The organism is Burkholderia orbicola (genome assembly GCF_900100915.1).
Lineage (GTDB): Bacteria > Pseudomonadota > Gammaproteobacteria > Burkholderiales > Burkholderiaceae > Burkholderia > Burkholderia orbicola.
The window spans coordinates 2,587,189-2,603,261 of the sequence record NZ_FNKW01000002.1; the positions used below are offsets into that span (position 1 = coordinate 2,587,189).

A 16,073-nucleotide genomic window follows, 5' to 3' on the forward strand; every position below is an offset into this window, starting at 1 on the left:
TGTGGCAAAAACGCTCAGTGTAAATGAGCGACGCGAGCATCGAACAGTCGCGCGCGCTTGCCTACACTTGTTGCATCGAAACGCAAGGACGGTCGCGCCCGGCGGCCGCGGGAGACTGCAGCACCATGGACGAGCTTTACACCGAAGACCAGCGGATGATCCGCGACGCCGCGCGCGCGTTTGCCACCGAGATGCTGGCGCCGAACGCCGCGCAGTGGGACCACGACGCGCACCTGCCCGACGCGATCGTCGCGCAGCTCGGCGAGCTCGGCCTGCTCGGGATGATCGTGCCGCAGGAACTGGGCGGTTCGTATACGGATTACGTCGCGTATGCGCTGGCGATGGAGGAAGTCGCGGCCGGCGACGCCGCGTGCGCGACGATGATGAGCGTGCACAACTCGGTCGGCTGCGGGCCGATCCTCGGCTTCGGCACGCCCGCGCAAAAGGATCGCTGGCTGGCCGACATGGCGGCCGGCCGCGTGATCGGCGCATTCTGCCTGACCGAGCCGCATGCCGGCTCCGAGGCGAACAACCTGCGCACGCGGGCCGAACTGCGCGACGGCCAATGGGTGCTGAACGGCGCGAAGCAGTTCGTGACCAACGGCCAGCGCGCCGGTGTCGCGATCGTTTTTGCCATGACGGACCCGGAAGCCGGCAAGCGCGGCATTTCCGCGTTCCTGGTGCCGACCGACACGCCCGGCTTCATCGTCGGCAAGCCCGAGAAGAAGATGGGCATCCGCGCATCGGATACGTGCCCGATCACGTTCGAGAACTGCGCGATTCCGGAAGAGAACCTGCTCGGCAATCGCGGCGAAGGGTTGAAGATCGCGCTGTCGAACCTCGAAGGCGGGCGCATCGGCATCGCCGCGCAGGCGCTCGGCATCGCGCGCGCCGCGTTCGACAAGGCGCGCCGCTATGCGGGCGAGCGCGTGCAGTTCGGCAAGCCGATCGCCGAGCATCAGGCGATCCAGCAGAAGCTCGCCGACATGGCCGTGCAGATCAACGCCGCGCGCCTGCTCGTGCATCACGCGGCGAAGCTGCGCACGGCCGGGCTGCCGTGTCTGTCGGAAGCGTCGCAGGCGAAGCTGTTCGCGTCCGAGATGGCCGAGCGCGTGTGTTCGGATGCGATCCAGATCCACGGCGGCTACGGCTACCTGGTCGATTACGAAGTCGAGCGTCATTATCGCGACGCGCGCATCACGCAGATTTACGAAGGCACCAGCGAAGTGCAGCGGATGGTGATCGCGCGGCAGCTGTGAGCCGCGCCGTGCGCCGATCCGGCATCACGCAGTCGAACAAACGGTCGAACAGGCAGGCACACGAGACAGGCACGAGGGCAGCGCGGCAAACGCGGCACGCAACGACGTGACCGTGCGCCGTGCAACACGGAACCGGGCAAGTGCCGCAGCGCTTGCGCCGGCTGACCGCTGGGCATGGAGACTGGACGGAGACGACACATGACGGTACAGGCATTCCTGGACGCACGCGATTTCCTGCTGCGCCATCGCACCGACTACGACACCGCGTATCGCGATTTCGCATGGCCGGTGCTCGATGCGTTCAACTGGGCGCTCGACTACTTCGACCCGATGGCGCGCGGCAACGACCAGCCCGCGCTGTGGATCGTCGACGCGGCGACCGGCACGGGCGATCCGTATTCGTTCGCGCAGATGTCCGAGCGTTCGTCGCGGATCGCGAACTGGCTGCGCTCGATCGGCGTCGGACGCGGCGACCGCATTCTGCTGATGCTGCCGAATCGGGTCGAGCTGTGGGACGCGATGCTGGCCGCGATGAAGCTCGGTGCGATCGTGCTGCCCGCCACCACGCAACTGTCGCCCGACGACGTGCGCGACCGCGTGCAGATCGGCGGCGCGACCTACGCGATCGTCGACGAGCACGAAACCGCGAAGTTCGAGCAGACCGGCCTCGGCCTCAAGCAGAAAATCGTCGCCGGCGCGCCGCGCGAAGGCTGGCTCGCGATGAACGACGGCTATGCGGCGAGCGCCGCGTTCGAGCCGGACGCCGTCACGCACGCGAACGATCCGATGCTGCTGTACTTCACGTCGGGCACGACGTCGAAGCCGAAGCTCGTCGAGCATACGCACCGCACCTATCCGGTCGGCCATCTGTCGACGATGTACTGGGTCGGCCTGCAACCGGGCGACATCCACTGGAACATCAGCTCGCCGGGCTGGGCGAAGCACGCGTGGAGCTGCTTCTTCGCGCCGTGGAATGCGCAGGCATGCGTGTTCGCGTTCAACTATGCGCGCTTCGAGCCGAAGGTCGTGCTCGATGCGCTCGTCAAGTACCGGGTGACGACGCTATGCGCGCCGCCGACCGTGTGGCGCATGCTGGTGCAGCAGCCGCTCGCGTCGTTCGACGTGAAGCTGCGCGAGATCGTCGGCGCGGGCGAGCCGCTCAATCCCGAGATCATCGAGCGCGTGAAGAAGGCCTGGAACATCTCGATTCGCGACGGCTACGGCCAGACCGAGACGACCTGCCTGATCGGCAATTCGCCGGGCCAGCCGGTGGTCGCCGGCTCGATGGGCCGGCCGCTGCCCGGCTACCGGATCGCGCTGCTCGACCCGGACGGCGCGCCGGTGACCGAAGGCGAGGTCGCGCTGCCGATCGGCGATGACGTCACGCGCCCGGTCGGGCTGATGAAGGGCTATGCGAACAATCCCGACGCGACGGCCCATGCGATGCGCGACGGTCACTACCGCACGTCGGACATCGCGATGCGTCGCGACGATGGCTACTACGTGTACATCGGCCGCGCGGATGACGTGTTCAAGTCGTCCGACTACCGGCTGAGCCCGTTCGAACTGGAAAGCGTGCTGATCGAGCATCCGGCGATCGCGGAAGCGGCCGTCGTGCCGAGCCCGGACCCGGTGCGGTTGTCGGTGCCGAAGACCTTCATCACGCTGCGCCAGGGCTATGAAGAAAGCCCCGCGCTCGCGCTGGAGATCTTCCGTTTCTCGCGCGAGAAGCTCGCGCCGTACAAGCGCATCCGTCGCCTGCAGTTCGCGGAACTGCCGAAGACGATCTCGGGGAAGATCCGCCGCGTCGAGCTGCGCCGCCGCGAGATCGAGCGTGGCGACGACGCGACCGAGCGCATGCCCGGCGAGTACTGGGAAGAAGATTTCGCCAACGAACTGAAGTGACCGGCTGCGGGCCGTGCGCGCCGCGGCCGCCGTCCGTCGCCTGACTGAACTGAACGGGCCACGCGTTGAATGACGCCACACGGCCCACTGCAAGGAGAGTGCACTGATGAACGCGAATCCGACGCCCCGCACGGGGCAAGACGTGCCGACGGTCAAGCTGCTGATCGACGGCGCCTTCGTCGAGTCCACCACCAGCGAGTGGCGCGACGTCGTCAACCCGGCGACGCAGCAGGTGCTCGCACGCGTGCCGTTCGCGACCGTCGCGGAAGTCGACGCGGCCGTGCAGGCCGCGCACGCCGCGTATGCGACGTGGAAGAACACGCCGATCGCCGCGCGCATGCGCATCATGCTGAAGTTCCAGGATCTGGTGCGCGCGAACCAGCAGCGCATCGCGAAGACGCTGACGGCCGAGCAGGGCAAGACGATTCCCGATGCCGAAGGCGACATCTTCCGCGGCCTCGAAGTGGTCGAGCACGCATGCTCGATCGGCACGCTGCAACTCGGCGAATTCGCCGAGAACGTCGCGGGCGGCGTCGACACCTACACACTGCGCCAGCCGCTCGGCGTGTGCGCGGGCATCACGCCGTTCAATTTCCCCGCGATGATTCCGCTGTGGATGTTCCCGATGGCGATCGTGTGCGGCAACACGTTCGTGCTGAAGCCGTCCGAGCAGGACCCGATGTCGACGATGGAGCTCGTCGAGCTCGCGCTCGAGGCCGGCGTACCGAAAGGCGTGCTGAACGTCGTGCACGGCGGCAAGGAAGTCGTCGACGCAATCTGCACGCATCCGCTCGTGAAAGCGATCTCGTTCGTCGGTTCGACCGCCGTCGGCACGCACGTGTACAACCTCGGCAGCCAGCACGGCAAGCGCGTGCAGTCGATGATGGGGGCGAAGAACCACGCGATCGTGCTGCCCGACGCGAATCGCGAGCAGGCGATCAATGCGCTCGTCGGCGCGGGCTTCGGCGCGGCCGGCCAGCGCTGCATGGCGACGTCCGTCGCGGTGCTGGTGGGCCAGGCGCGCGAATGGCTGCCCGACCTCGTCGCGAAGGCGAAGACGCTGAAGGTCAACGCGGGCTCGGAAGCGGGCACCGACGTCGGGCCGGTCGTGTCGCGCGGTGCGAAGGCGCGGATTCTGTCGCTGATCGACATGGGCATCAAGGAAGGCGCGAAGCTCGAACTCGACGGCCGCGACGTGAAGGTGGCCGGCTTCGAGGAAGGCAACTTCATCGGGCCGACGATCTTCTCCGGCGTGAAAACCGACATGACGATCTACACGCATGAAATCTTCGGGCCCGTGCTGGTCGTGATGGAAGTCGACACGCTCGACGAAGCGATCGCACTCGTCAACGCGAACCCGATGGGCAACGGCGTGGGCATCTTCACGCAGAGCGGCGCGGCCGCACGCAAGTTCCAGAGCGAGATCGACGTCGGCCAGGTCGGCATCAACATCCCGATTCCGGTGCCCGTGCCGTTCTTCAGCTTCACCGGTTCGCGCGGCTCGAAGCTCGGCGACCTCGGCCCGTACGGCAAGCAGGTCGTGCAGTTCTACACGCAGACCAAGACGGTCACCGCGCGCTGGTTCGACGACGACACGACGGCCGGCCCGGTGAATACGACGATCCGGCTGCATTGAGCGGCGGAGGACACCAACATGAAGATCGGATTTATCGGCCTCGGCCACATGGGCGCGCCGATGGCGCTGAACCTGCTGAAAGCCGGCCACGACGTGCATGCGTTCGACCTGAGCGCCGATGCATTGCGCGCGCTGCAGGACGCCGGCGCGCAGGTGGCAGCTTCCCCGCGCGATGCGGCATCGGGCGCGACGTTCGTGATCACGATGTTGCCGGCCGCGCCGCACGTGCGCTCGGTGCTGTCCGGCGAGAACGGCGTGCTGGCCGGCCTCGGCGCCGGTGCGACGGTGATCGATTCGAGCACGATCGACCCGGCGAGCGCGCAGGCGTTCGGCGCGCTGGTGCGCGAGCATGGCGGTGCGTTCGTCGATGCGCCGGTGTCGGGCGGCACCGGCGGCGCGGCGGCCGGCACGCTGACCTTCATGGTCGGCGGCAGCGATGCGGATTTCGAACGCGTGAAGCCGGTGCTCGCCGGGATGGGCAAGAACATCGTCCATTGCGGCGCGACCGGGATGGGGCAGGTCGCGAAGGTCTGCAACAACCTCGTGCTCGGCATCTCGATGGCGGCGGTGTCGGAGGCGATGTCGCTCGGCGTCGCGCTCGGCATCGACCCGAAGGTGCTGGCCGGCATCGTCAACACGTCGACGGGCCGCTGCTGGAGTTCGGACACCTACAACCCGTATCCGGGCGTGATCGAGACCGCGCCGTCGTCGCGCGGCTACTCGGGCGGCTTCGGCACCGACCTGATGCTGAAGGATCTCGGCCTCGCGAACGACGCGGCGAAGCAGGCGCGTCAGCCTGTCTATCTCGGCGCGCTCGCGCAGCAGCTGTACCAGACGATGAGCAGCCGCGGCGACGGCCAGCTCGATTTCTCGGCGGTGATCCGCCTGTATCAACCGGCCACGAAGAAGGACGCGTGATGATCGAACTCGACTACGTCGACGACGGCGCGATCGCGTGCGCGACGCTCAAGCGTCCGCCCGCGAACGCCTTTACCGCCGACGGGCTGCAGCAGCTGCAGGCCACCGTCGCCGAACTGAATGCGAACCCGCACGTGCGCGCGCTGGTGATCACCGGCGACGGCCCGAAGTTCTTCAGCGCGGGCGCCGACCTCAACACGTTCGCCGACGGCGATCGTGCGGTCGCGCGCGCGATGGCGGCGCGCTTCGGCGCGGCGTTCGAGGCGCTGCACGACGCGCGGGTGGTGACGATCGCGGCGATCAACGGCTATGCGATGGGCGGCGGTCTCGAATGTGCGCTCGCATGTGACCTGCGGATCGCGGAGACGCATGCGCAGATGGCGCTGCCCGAGCCGTCGGTCGGCCTGCTGCCGTGCGGGCTCGGCACGCAGACGCTGCCCTGGCTCGTCGGCGAAGGCTGGGCGAAGAAGATCATCCTGACCGGCGCGCGTGTCGACGCGGCCACCGCACTGCGGATCGGCCTCGTCGAGGACGTGGTGGAAAGCGGCGCCGCGCACGATGCGGCACTCGCGCTGGCGCGCAACGTCGCGCGGCAAAGCCCGCACGCGGTCGCCTACAGCAAGGAGCTGATCGGCCTTGCACGTCGCGGTGTGCCGCGAAGCGCGGCGCTCGCGGTCGAACGCGAACGCTTCGTCGACCTGTTCGACACGGCCGATCCGCGCGAGGGCGTGGCGGCGTTCCTGGGCAAGCGCGCGCCGCAGTGGCGCACCGATGGAGAAGCGCAACGATGAGTACGCCGGTGACGAATCACAACGCATTCGCGGAGCACGCGCCCGAGGTGCTGTTTCGTGTGGTGAACCGCGTGGCGCTGATCACGCTGAACCGGCCGGCCGCGCTCAACGCGCTGTCGTACGCGATGATCGGCGAGCTGACCGCGCTGTTCGAACGCTGCCGCCACGACGACCAGATCGTCGCGGTCGTACTGCGCGGCGCGGGCGAGAAGGGCTTCTGCGCGGGCGGCGACGTGCGTGCGCTGTACAAGATGGTCGCGCAGCGCGAAACGTGGCTGCCGTTCTTCGTCGACGAATACCGGCTCGACTACGCGATCCACACGTTCCCGAAGCCGGTGGTCGCGCTCATGGACGGCGTGACGATGGGCGGCGGCATGGGCCTCGCGCAGGGCGCGGCGCTGCGCGTCGCGACCGAGCGCAGCAAGATCGCGATGCCGGAAACGCGCATCGGCCTCGTGCCCGACGTGGGCGCCACGCATTTCCTGTCGGGCATGCCGACCGAACTCGAACTGTACGTGGGGCTGACCGGCGCGATGCTGTCGGGCGCCGACGCGCTGAGCGCGAAGCTCGCGGACCTGTGCGTGCCGTCCGCATGGCTCGACACGTTCGAGACGCGCATCGAAAGCGTCAAGTGGGACGGCGATGCGCTGCCGTTGCTGCGCAAAGTGTTCGAGCCGCCGTGCAACGTGGTGCCGCATGCGGCGCTCGACAGCCAGATGCCGTGGATCGTCCGCCACTTCGACAAGCGCTCGAGCGTCGAGCGGATCGTCGCGACGCTCACGCAGGAGCTGGCGCGCGACGAGCTGGCACGCGAGCATCGCCAGTGGCTGCAGGCGACGCTCGACGCGCTCGCGAGCCATTCGCCGACGATGCTCGCCGTGACGCGCGAGGCGCTGCTGCGCGGCCGGCAGATGACGCTCGCGGAATCGTTCCGGATGGAGCTCGGCATCGTGGCGCGGGCGATCGAGGAAGGCGATTTCTGCGAAGGCGTGCGCGCGCATCTCGTCGACAAGGATCGCAAGCCGCGCTGGGCGCCTGCGTCGCTCGTCGAGCTGCGCGCCGAACGCGTGCGGCATTTCCTGACGTCACCGTGGAAGCTGTTCGCGCATCCGCTCGCCGATCTCGGCGCGGCGTGATCGGCGCGTGACGGCCCGACGCGCCCGTGCGGCGCGTCGGTTGCCACGTATTTCCTTCCTTTGCGTCCGCGCTCGGCGCTTGGCGTTCAGCGCTCGATCATCGGCGGTACCGCCTCCACGAGCGCATCAATCACGCAGCGCGTCTTGCGTGGCAGGTAGCGCGTCTTCGGCCAGATCGCATGAATGTCGCCTTCGCAGACGAAGCAGCGATCGAGCACGACCACCATCTCCCCGCGCTTCACGTAGTGATCGAGCAGCCAGCTCGGCAGCCACGCGATCCCGAACCCCGACGCACCGGCCGCCGCGATCGCCTGCACGTCGTCGAAACTGAGCTGGTGCGGCATGTCGATGTGGACGCTCGAGCCGTCCGGCGCACGCAGGTACCACGGCTGCACGACGCCCGAGCGTGAATACGCGATCGTGCGGTGGTTTTTCAGATCGTCGAGCGATTGCGGTGTGCCGTGGCGCGCGAGATACGACGGCGCCGCGCCGAGGCTCCCGTATTGCGTGCCGAGCCGCCGCACCGCGAGGCTCGTGCTGTCCGCGAGCGGGCCGATCCGCACCGCGAGATCGATCCCTTCCTCGACGAGATCGACGAAACGGTCGGTGATCGACACGTCGATCCGCAGGTGCGGGTAAGTGCGCGCGAGGTCGAGCACGATCGGCGTCACGCAGTGATGCCCGAATGCGAGCGGCACGCTCAGCCGCAGCTTGCCGCGCGCCTCGTGGCGGCCGCAGTCGAGATCGGCTTCCGCCGCTTCCAGTTCCGCCAGCGCGCGCACGCAGCGGTCGTAGTACGCCTGGCCGTCGTCGGTCAGGCTCTGGCTGCGCGTCGTGCGCTGCAGCAACCGCGCGCCGAGCCGCTTCTCGAGCCGTGCGATCGCCTTGCCGACGGCCGAGCGCGTCATGTCGAGCCGTTCCGCGGCGAGCGCGAAGCTGCCGGATTCCACGACCTGGACGAAGGTCGTCACGCCGTCGAGTCTGTCGGTCATGGCGGGTTGTGTGTTGTGTCTATTGGGTCCTGAGATTCCCCAGTGCATGGAAGCGGGTGCGTCAATGGGGAGGTGAATTCTCACTATAGTACCGATTCCCGCCCAGCGTGCGTCGCCGGCCGCGCGCGGCGAATCCTACTCACCTGGAGGTGCGCGGCCTGTCGCCGGGCCGCCGCGCAAGACGCATGACGCTATCCGACTCCCGCAGGAATGCGGTCGCGCTCGCGGCCGTCTGTCTCACGTCGCTGATGTTCGGCCTCGAAATCTCGAGCGTGCCGGTGATCCTGCCGACGCTCGAACACGTGCTGCATGGCGATTTCAACGGCATGCAGTGGATCATGAACGCGTACACGATCGCGTGTACGACGGTGCTGATGGCGGCCGGCACGCTCGCGGACCGGTTCGGCCGCAAGCGCGTGTACGTGATCGGCACCGTGCTGTTCGGCGCGACGTCGCTGCTGTGCGGGCTCGCGCCGAACGTGCCGGTGCTCGTCGCGGGCCGGCTGCTGCAGGGCGCGAGCGGCGGCGCGATGCTGATCTGCCAGATCGCCGTGCTGTCGCACCAGTTCCGCGAAGGGCGCGAGCGCGGCCGCGCGTTCGGGATCTGGGGGATCGTGTTCGGCATCGGGCTCGGCTTCGGGCCGATCGTCGGCGGCGCGATCGTCGCGCTGGCAAGCTGGCCGTGGGTGTTCCTCGTCCATGCGCCGCTCGCGGCCGTCGCGCTCGTGCTGATCGGCGGCGCGGTGCAGGAGTCGCGCGATCCGCATGCGGGCGCGCTCGATGTGGCGGGCATCGTCACGCTGTCGCTCGCGGTGCTCGGCCTCGCGTTCTACATCACCCAAAGCGCCGAACTCGGGCTGACGAGCGCGGCCGGCCTCGGCGTGCTCGGCGCGACCGTGCTCGCGGTGATCGGCTTCGTCATCGCGGAGCGCGCCAGCGCACGGCCGATGTTCGACTTCTCGGTGTTCCGGATTCGCGCGTTCACCGGCGCGATCTTCGGCTCGATGGGAATGAATTTCAGCTTCTGGCCGTTCATGATCTACCTGCCGATCTGGTTCCAGGTCGCGCTCGGCTACGACAGCGTGACGGCCGGCCTCGCGTTGCTCGCGTACACGCTGCCGACGCTGATCGCGCCGCCGTTCGGCGAACGGCTTGCATTGCGCTACGGGCCCGGCGTCGTGATTCCGGCCGGCCTGTTCACGATCGCGGCCGGTTTCGTGCTGATGCGGTTGGGCAGCGCGGCCGATCATGCGAGCTGGCTGACGATGCTGCCGGGCTGCGTGATCGCCGGCATCGGGCTCGGCTTGACCAATACGCCCGTCACCAACACGACGACGGGCGCGGTGCCGAGTGCGCGGGCCGGGATGGCGTCGGGCATCGACATGAGCGCGCGGATGATCTCGCTCGCGCTGAACATCGCGACGATGGGCTTCGTGCTCGTGGCGGGGATCGTCGCGAGCCTGAAGGGCGGGCCGGCCGGCGCGATCGGCGACGCGGCGCTGCGCCGGCTCGCGCAGGAGATCGCGGCGGGCCGCACCGACGGGCTGCAGGCGATCGCACCCGCGCTCGCGCAGGCCGACCCGAGCGGCGCGGCGTTGCACGCGGCGCTCGTGCATGGCTTCGGCTGGGTGATGGTGTACGGCGCGGCGGGCGTGGCCCTGCTCGCGACCGCGAGCGCGGTGGCGTTTGCGCCGGCGCGGCGTGGAGCGGCCGTGTGCGAATGACGCGGCCGGCGTGCGGCGGGTGAGGTGCGGCGTGTGACGGCCGGTCAGGAGGTCCCGCCGCCGAGTGCGCGGTACAGCTTCATCTGGTTGTTGAGCCGGTTCAGGCGTGTCAGTTCGTCGGCGCTTTGCGCGCTCCTCAGCACCTGCTGCTGGTCGAGCCAGGGTTGCACGGCGGTCGCGCCGGCCGCGAAGCGCGCGGCGGCCAGCCGTTCGGCGCGCTGGGCCTGCGCGAGCGACAGCGCACGCTGTTCGGCCTCGCGTTCGAGCTGCACGCGCGCCGACAGCGCGTTCTCGACTTCCGCGAGCGCCGTGTAGAGCCGCTGGCGGAACCCGACGACCGCTTCCTCGTACTGCGACTTCGACACCCTGATCTGCAACTGCATCGTGTTCCACTGGATGAACGGCAGCGCGAGACCGAGCCCGAGCGTGCCGACCGGATTCGTCAGCACGCGCTCGAGGCTCGTGCTCGTCGTGCCGGCGCTGCCGGTCAGCGTGAAGGTCGGATAGAAGCTGGTGCGCGTCGCGTCGACCTGCGCAAGCGATTCGCGTAGCCGGAATTCCGCCGCACGCAGGTCGGGGCGCCGGCCGAGCAGGCTGGCGGGCAGGCCGGCCGCCACGTCGGGCGGTGCGGCATCGGGCAGCGCGGCCGGCTCGGCCGCGCGCTGCTGCGGCGGCCGGTCGAACAGGATCGCGAGCGCGTGGCGGTTCTCGGTGCGCTGCTGGATCAGCTGCGTCTGCGCCGCGCGTTGCGCGGCGAGGCTCTGTTCGGCCTGCGCGAGGTCGAGCCCCGACACGGCGCCGGCCGTGTGCCGCGACCGCACGAGCGCGAGCGTGCGCTCCGCATACGCAATGTTCGCGTCGCCGAGCGCGATCTGCCGGTTCAGATAGCCGATCTGCCAGTACAGCGCCGCGGTCGTGCCGATCAGCGACAGCCGTGCGGCTTCGAGATCGGCGGCGGTCGCGTCGGCTTCCCAGCGCGCGGCGTCGCGCAGCGCGGCCAGCCGGCCCCACAGGTCGATTTCATAGCTGAGCGAACCATTGACGCCGCTCGAGCGGCTCATCTGGTGCGTGTCGAGCGTGCGCGACACGGCGCCGTTCGCGCCGAGCGTCACGTTCGGCGTCAGGTTCGTATCGACGAGCCCGGCCTGCAACTGCGCGCGATACACGCGGATCGCCGCGATCGCGAGATCGTTGTTCGCGCGCAGCGCGTCGTCGATCAGCGCGTCGAGTTGCGGATCGCCGAAACTGCGCCACCAGTCGCCCGTGGCGGCCGGCGCGTCGGCCGCGACCGGCGCGGCCCAGTTCGCGGGCATCGCGACGGCGGGCAGCGGATCATGGCGCGCACCCGCGCAGCCGGCGAGCAGTACGGCCGCGCACGCGAATGCGCCGAGACGGTGAAGGGGGAAGGAGTGCGTCATGGCAGGTTTTTCGTCAGTCGCGCGCGAGCGCATCGATCGGGTCGAGTCGCGACGCGTTGCGCGCGGGCATGAAGCCGAAAATCACGCCGGTGAGCGTCGAGCACACGAACGCGGTCACGATCGCGCCGGCCGAGAACACCATCTTCCACTGCGCGACGAACACCGAGAACAGCGCGCCGAGCCCGAACGACAGCGCGATGCCGATCGTGCCGCCGAGCAGGCAGACGAGCACGGCCTCGACGAGGAACTGCTGCAGGATGTCGGACTGGCGCGCACCGACCGCCATCCGGATGCCGATCTCGCGCGTGCGCTCGGTGACCGACACCAGCATGATGTTCATCACGCCGATCCCGCCGACCACGAGCGAGATCACCGCGATCAGCGACAGCAGCAGTGTGAGTGACTGGCCGGTCTTCTCGACGGTCTTGACCACGCTGTCCATGTTGTACGTGAAGAAGTCCTTGCGGCCGTGGCGCTGGATCATCAGCTTCTCGAGGCTTTTCTCGGCGGCGGCGCTCGGCTGCCCGTCGCGCACGCGCACGGTGATGCTGTCGAGATAGCGCTGGCCGAACAGGCGCCCGCTCGCGGTCGTGTACGGCACCCATACGTTCAGGCTTTTCACGCTGCCGAACGCGCTTTTCTTGTCGGCGGTCACACCGATCACGACGCACGGTACGTTGTCGACCAGGATCGCCTCGCCGACTGGATTGCGCGTCGCGCCGAACAGCTTGCGGCGCGTGTTCTGGTCGATCACGGCCACTTGCGCCTGGCGACGCACCGCATCGTCGTCGAACGGGACGCCGAGCGCGAAACGCATCCCGCGCGTCTGGAAGTAGCTGTCGCCGACGCCGCTCACGAGCGCGTGGACGTCGACGTTGCGGTAGCGCAGCAGCAGCGTGCGCGACGTTTCGGGCGTCGCGCTGTCGACGTACGGCTGCTCGGCGAGCGCGGCGACGTCGGCGGGCACGAGCGTCTGGATCGTGTCCGCGCGGCTGTCGCCCCAGTCGGTGCCCGGATAGAGGCTGATCGTATTGGTGCCGATGCTGCCGATCTCTTCGAGCATGTAGCGCTTCGCGCCTTCGCCGACCGCGACGATCGATACCACCGACGTGATGCCGATGATGATGCCGAGCATCGTCAGCAGCGTGCGCAGCCGGTGCGACACGAGTGCGATCCACGCCATCCGGCATGCTTCGGCGAAACGGCCGGTGCCGGCGGCGAAGCGTCGGGCGTGCGGGGCGGGATCGGTGGCGGTATCGTTATCGGTGGGTGGCGGTGCATCGTCGGAAGCCGGTGCGGACGGCGCGGATGGTGTGTCGGCCGCCGTTTCCGTCGTGGCGGCCGCGCCGATGCCCACTTCCGCGAGCGCCTCCGCGTAGTGGCGGTTCGGCCGGTCCGCGACGATCTCGCCGTCGCTGATCTCGATGATGCGTCGCGCATGGCGCGCCACGGCCTTGTCGTGCGTGACGATCACGATCGTATGGCCGAGCGCGTTCAGCTCGTGCAGGATGCGGATCACGTCCTGGCCGCTTTTCGTGTCGAGCGCGCCGGTCGGTTCGTCCGCGAGGATCACCTGGCCGCCGTTCATCAGCGCGCGCGCGATGCTCACGCGCTGCTGCTGGCCGCCGGACAGTTGGCCGGGCCGGTGATGCGCGCGATCCGCGAGCCCGAGGCGCGCGAGCAGTTCGCGGGCGCGGGCGTGCCGTTCGGCGCGCGGGGTGCCCGCGTAGATCGCCGGCATTTCGAGGTTCGCGACCGCGTCGACGTGCGGCAGCAGGTGATAGCGCTGGAACACGAAGCCGAAGTGCTCGCGGCGCAGCTGCGCGAGTTCGTCGCTGTCGAGCATGTGCGTGTCGCGTCCGCCGACCGTGTACGTGCCTTCGCTCGGGTGATCGAGGCAGCCGAGAATGTTCATCAGCGTCGACTTGCCGGACCCCGACGCGCCGACGATCGCGACGATCTCGCCCGCGCCGATCGACAGGTTGACGTTGTTCAGCACGACGACGTCCTTGTCGCCGGCCGGAAAGCGTCGCGTGACAGCGGCGAGTTTCAGAAGGGGCTGGCGCATCGTTACACCACGTCCGACAGCGGCGCGCGCTCGTCCGCCGACGCTTCGCCGATCACGACACGCTCGCCGTCCTTCAGGCCGGCCAGTACTTCGACGCGCACGTTGTTGTTGATGCCGATGCGGACGTGGCGCGTTTCCGTGCTGCCGTCGGCACGCAGCACGCGTACTGCGACGGTGCCGTCCTTGCGCTTCTCGCCGAGCGCGGCGGCCGGGATGCTGAGCGCATTGCGCGCGTTGCCGAGCACGATGTTGACCTGCGCGGTCATCGCGATGCGCAGCCGGTGCTCGGGATTCGGCACGTCGAACAGCGCGTTGTAGAACACCGCGGCGTTCGGCTTCGTGCCGCCGCCGGCCCCTCCGCCGAGCGCGCTTTGCGCGTCGGCGTAGTTCTGCGGTGCCGGTTCGATCGCGCGCAGCTTGCCGTAGTGACGCTTGTCCGGTTCGCCGAGAGTCGTGAAATAAGCGGTCTGGCCGGCGCTCACGCGGATCACGTCCGCTTCCGACACCTGCGCCTTCACGGTCATCGTGTCGAGATTCGCGAGCTTCAGGATCACCGGCGCCTGCTGCTGCGCGATCACGGTCTGGCCTTCCTGCGTGACGATCGCGACGACCTCGCCGTCGATCGGCGCGACGATGCGCGTGTAGCCGAGGTTGGCTTGTGCGGTCTCGATCTGGATGCGGGCCGAACGGATCTGCGCGGCGAGCGACGCGAGGGTCGCGCGCTGCACGTCGAGCGTCGCCTTCGCGGCTTCGAACGATTCGCGCGACGTCGCATCGTCGGGCAACATCGCCTGCTGGCGGCGGAACGCGAGTTCGGCTTGCGTCAACTGCGCGGCGGTCGATCGTTGCTGCGCGCGCAGGCTTTCCTCGCTGGCGCGCGCCTGGCGCAGCGCGTTTTCCGAGATCACCGGGTCGATCTCGGCGAGCCACTGGCCCTTGGTGACCTTGTCGCCGAGCTTGACCTTCAGCGTCTTCAATTGCCCCGACACCTGCGCGCCGACGTCGACCTGCCTGAACGCCTGCAGCGCGCCGGTCGCGAGCACCGCGTTCTCGAGATCGCCGCGCGTGACCGGCGCGGACAGGTATTGCGGATGCTTGGTCGGCGCGCAGGCCTTCAGCGTGATGCCGGCGGCGATCGCGACGACGGCAAGGGTAGCCAGCACGATGCGCCGGCGGCGATGGGTCTTCTGGGTCATGAGAATGCGGCGAGGATGAAGCCGGCGCCGGCGATGCGTGCGGCCGAGCGGAACGATCCGGTCGGCGTCGCATGCCGGGCATGTTGCCCGCGACGGGTTCCGCGTACGCATCGCGCGGGTGTGCCGAATCGAATCAGGCGCTCATGGTAAGCGAGGAATTCGCGCCAAAACGTGTGGAAATTGTGCTGAATTGTGTGGACACCGTACCGATACGCGGGCCGGAGGGTGCAATTGTCTCGATCTGTGAAAAGGCGGCATCCCCGCCGCGCGCCGCGCTACTGCCGCTCAGCGAAGATCGCCGTCATTGGCCGATCGCGTTCGTCGTCGAGCGCGGGCAGTGCGTCGACCCGCTCGGGCGTCGACCACCATTCGACGAGGTGCGTGAGCGTGAAGCCGCGCGATTCCGCGCGCTTACGCGTGGTGTCCACCCGCGTCGATCCTGCGCTGCGTATCGGTGTCGACGATTTCGCGAATCGCGCGGAACAGCGGCGCGGCGTCGGTATAGCGCCGGCCGTAGCCGAGGTTGAACGCATAGTCGAAATCGGGCGGATTGCTGCCCTGGTTGTGCTGCACGATCGTTTCGAGCTTGTCGAGCGCCTTCGCCGCGCGGGCTTCGGGTGAGGCGGCCGCCTCGTATTCGTCCCACAGCGCGACGATCTCGTCGCGCACCACGCGGTCGAGCGACGCGGTCAGCATCAGCAGGTCGTCGCGTTCATGTGCGCTCTTGTCGGGATGCGCGGCCTGCTCGATCGCGGGGATGTCGCCGTGCAGCGCCTCGCCGAGGTCGTGGACGACGCACAGTTTCAGCAGCTTCAGCGTGTCGACGCCGGGCAGCGCGTCGGCGAACACGAGCGCCATCAGGCATAGCCGCCAGCTGTGCTCGGCCGTGCTTTCCGGGCGGCCGGCCGACGTGTGGCCGCTGCGCAGCACGTCCTTCAGGCGTTCGGCCTCGCGCAGGAACGCGAGTCGCGCGTGGATGGTATCGGGGTTCATGGTCGGCGTCCGTGCGATGAACCGCCAAGCGTACGCC

General features: G+C 68.7%; 13 protein-coding genes. 7 read left to right on the forward strand and 6 right to left on the reverse strand.

Annotated elements, in window-relative coordinates; translation table 11 throughout:
* The first annotated feature begins 125 nt into the window (after positions 1-125).
* The 6 genes from BLS50_RS28450 (at position 126) to BLS50_RS28475 (ending at position 7,645) form a co-directional block, all read left to right on the forward strand.
* On the forward strand, positions 126-1,259 hold the full coding sequence (locus tag BLS50_RS28450; protein WP_011547202.1) for an acyl-CoA dehydrogenase family protein: 1,134 nt from the start codon (positions 126-128) through the stop codon (positions 1,257-1,259).
* A gap of 198 nt (positions 1,260-1,457) precedes the next feature.
* Positions 1,458-3,164 carry an AMP-binding protein gene (locus BLS50_RS28455; protein WP_074805950.1) on the forward strand — a complete coding sequence of 569 codons (1,707 nt, stop codon included), beginning with the start codon at positions 1,458-1,460 and terminating at the stop codon, positions 3,162-3,164.
* A 106-nt stretch (positions 3,165-3,270) separates the two neighbouring features.
* The gene (locus tag BLS50_RS28460; RefSeq protein WP_074805954.1) at positions 3,271-4,800 is read left to right on the forward strand and encodes a CoA-acylating methylmalonate-semialdehyde dehydrogenase; all 1,530 of its coding nucleotides are present in this window, start codon (positions 3,271-3,273) and stop codon (positions 4,798-4,800) included.
* An 18-nt stretch (positions 4,801-4,818) separates the two neighbouring features.
* Positions 4,819-5,718, forward strand: a complete 900-nt coding sequence (gene mmsB, locus BLS50_RS28465; RefSeq protein ID WP_006480765.1) for a 3-hydroxyisobutyrate dehydrogenase — start codon at positions 4,819-4,821, stop codon at positions 5,716-5,718.
* Positions 5,718-6,509 (forward strand): enoyl-CoA hydratase, encoded by a 792-nt coding sequence (locus tag BLS50_RS28470; protein ID WP_074805956.1) that lies wholly within the window; start codon positions 5,718-5,720, stop codon positions 6,507-6,509. Before mmsB ends, BLS50_RS28470 begins: the two co-directional genes overlap by 1 nt.
* A complete protein-coding gene (locus tag BLS50_RS28475; RefSeq protein WP_074805958.1) occupies positions 6,506-7,645 on the forward strand; it encodes an enoyl-CoA hydratase/isomerase family protein in 1,140 nt (379 codons plus the stop codon). Before BLS50_RS28470 ends, BLS50_RS28475 begins: the two co-directional genes overlap by 4 nt.
* A gap of 86 nt (positions 7,646-7,731) precedes the next feature.
* Here the strand turns inward: BLS50_RS28475 and BLS50_RS28480 are convergent, their stop codons facing one another.
* Positions 7,732-8,637 (reverse strand): LysR family transcriptional regulator, encoded by a 906-nt coding sequence (locus BLS50_RS28480; protein ID WP_012339624.1) that lies wholly within the window; start codon positions 8,635-8,637, stop codon positions 7,732-7,734.
* Between the two features lie 185 nt (positions 8,638-8,822).
* Here BLS50_RS28480 and BLS50_RS28485 point away from each other — a divergent pair, with 185 nt between their 5' ends.
* Positions 8,823-10,361, forward strand: coding sequence for an MFS transporter (locus BLS50_RS28485; protein ID WP_074805960.1), 1,539 nt, complete (start codon positions 8,823-8,825; stop codon positions 10,359-10,361).
* Between the two features lie 44 nt (positions 10,362-10,405).
* Here BLS50_RS28485 and BLS50_RS28490 read toward each other — a convergent pair whose 3' ends face one another.
* The 5 genes from BLS50_RS28490 to BLS50_RS28505 form a co-directional block, all read right to left on the reverse strand.
* Positions 10,406-11,779, reverse strand: coding sequence for an efflux transporter outer membrane subunit (locus tag BLS50_RS28490; RefSeq protein WP_074805963.1), 1,374 nt, complete (start codon positions 11,777-11,779; stop codon positions 10,406-10,408).
* Positions 11,780-11,792: 13 nt separating this feature from the next.
* Positions 11,793-13,847 (reverse strand): MacB family efflux pump subunit, encoded by a 2,055-nt coding sequence (locus BLS50_RS28495; protein WP_074805966.1) that lies wholly within the window; start codon positions 13,845-13,847, stop codon positions 11,793-11,795.
* Between the two features lie 2 nt (positions 13,848-13,849).
* On the reverse strand, positions 13,850-15,043 hold the full coding sequence (locus BLS50_RS28500; protein ID WP_074806804.1) for an efflux RND transporter periplasmic adaptor subunit: 1,194 nt from the start codon (positions 15,041-15,043) through the stop codon (positions 13,850-13,852).
* A 275-nt stretch (positions 15,044-15,318) separates the two neighbouring features.
* Positions 15,319-15,471 carry a hypothetical protein gene (locus BLS50_RS35635; RefSeq protein ID WP_249191785.1) on the reverse strand — a complete coding sequence of 51 codons (153 nt, stop codon included), beginning with the start codon at positions 15,469-15,471 and terminating at the stop codon, positions 15,319-15,321.
* On the reverse strand, positions 15,455-16,036 hold the full coding sequence (locus tag BLS50_RS28505; protein WP_074805969.1) for an HD domain-containing protein: 582 nt from the start codon (positions 16,034-16,036) through the stop codon (positions 15,455-15,457). The genes BLS50_RS35635 and BLS50_RS28505 overlap by 17 nt, the downstream gene beginning before the upstream one ends.
* Positions 16,037-16,073 lie beyond the last annotated feature (37 nt).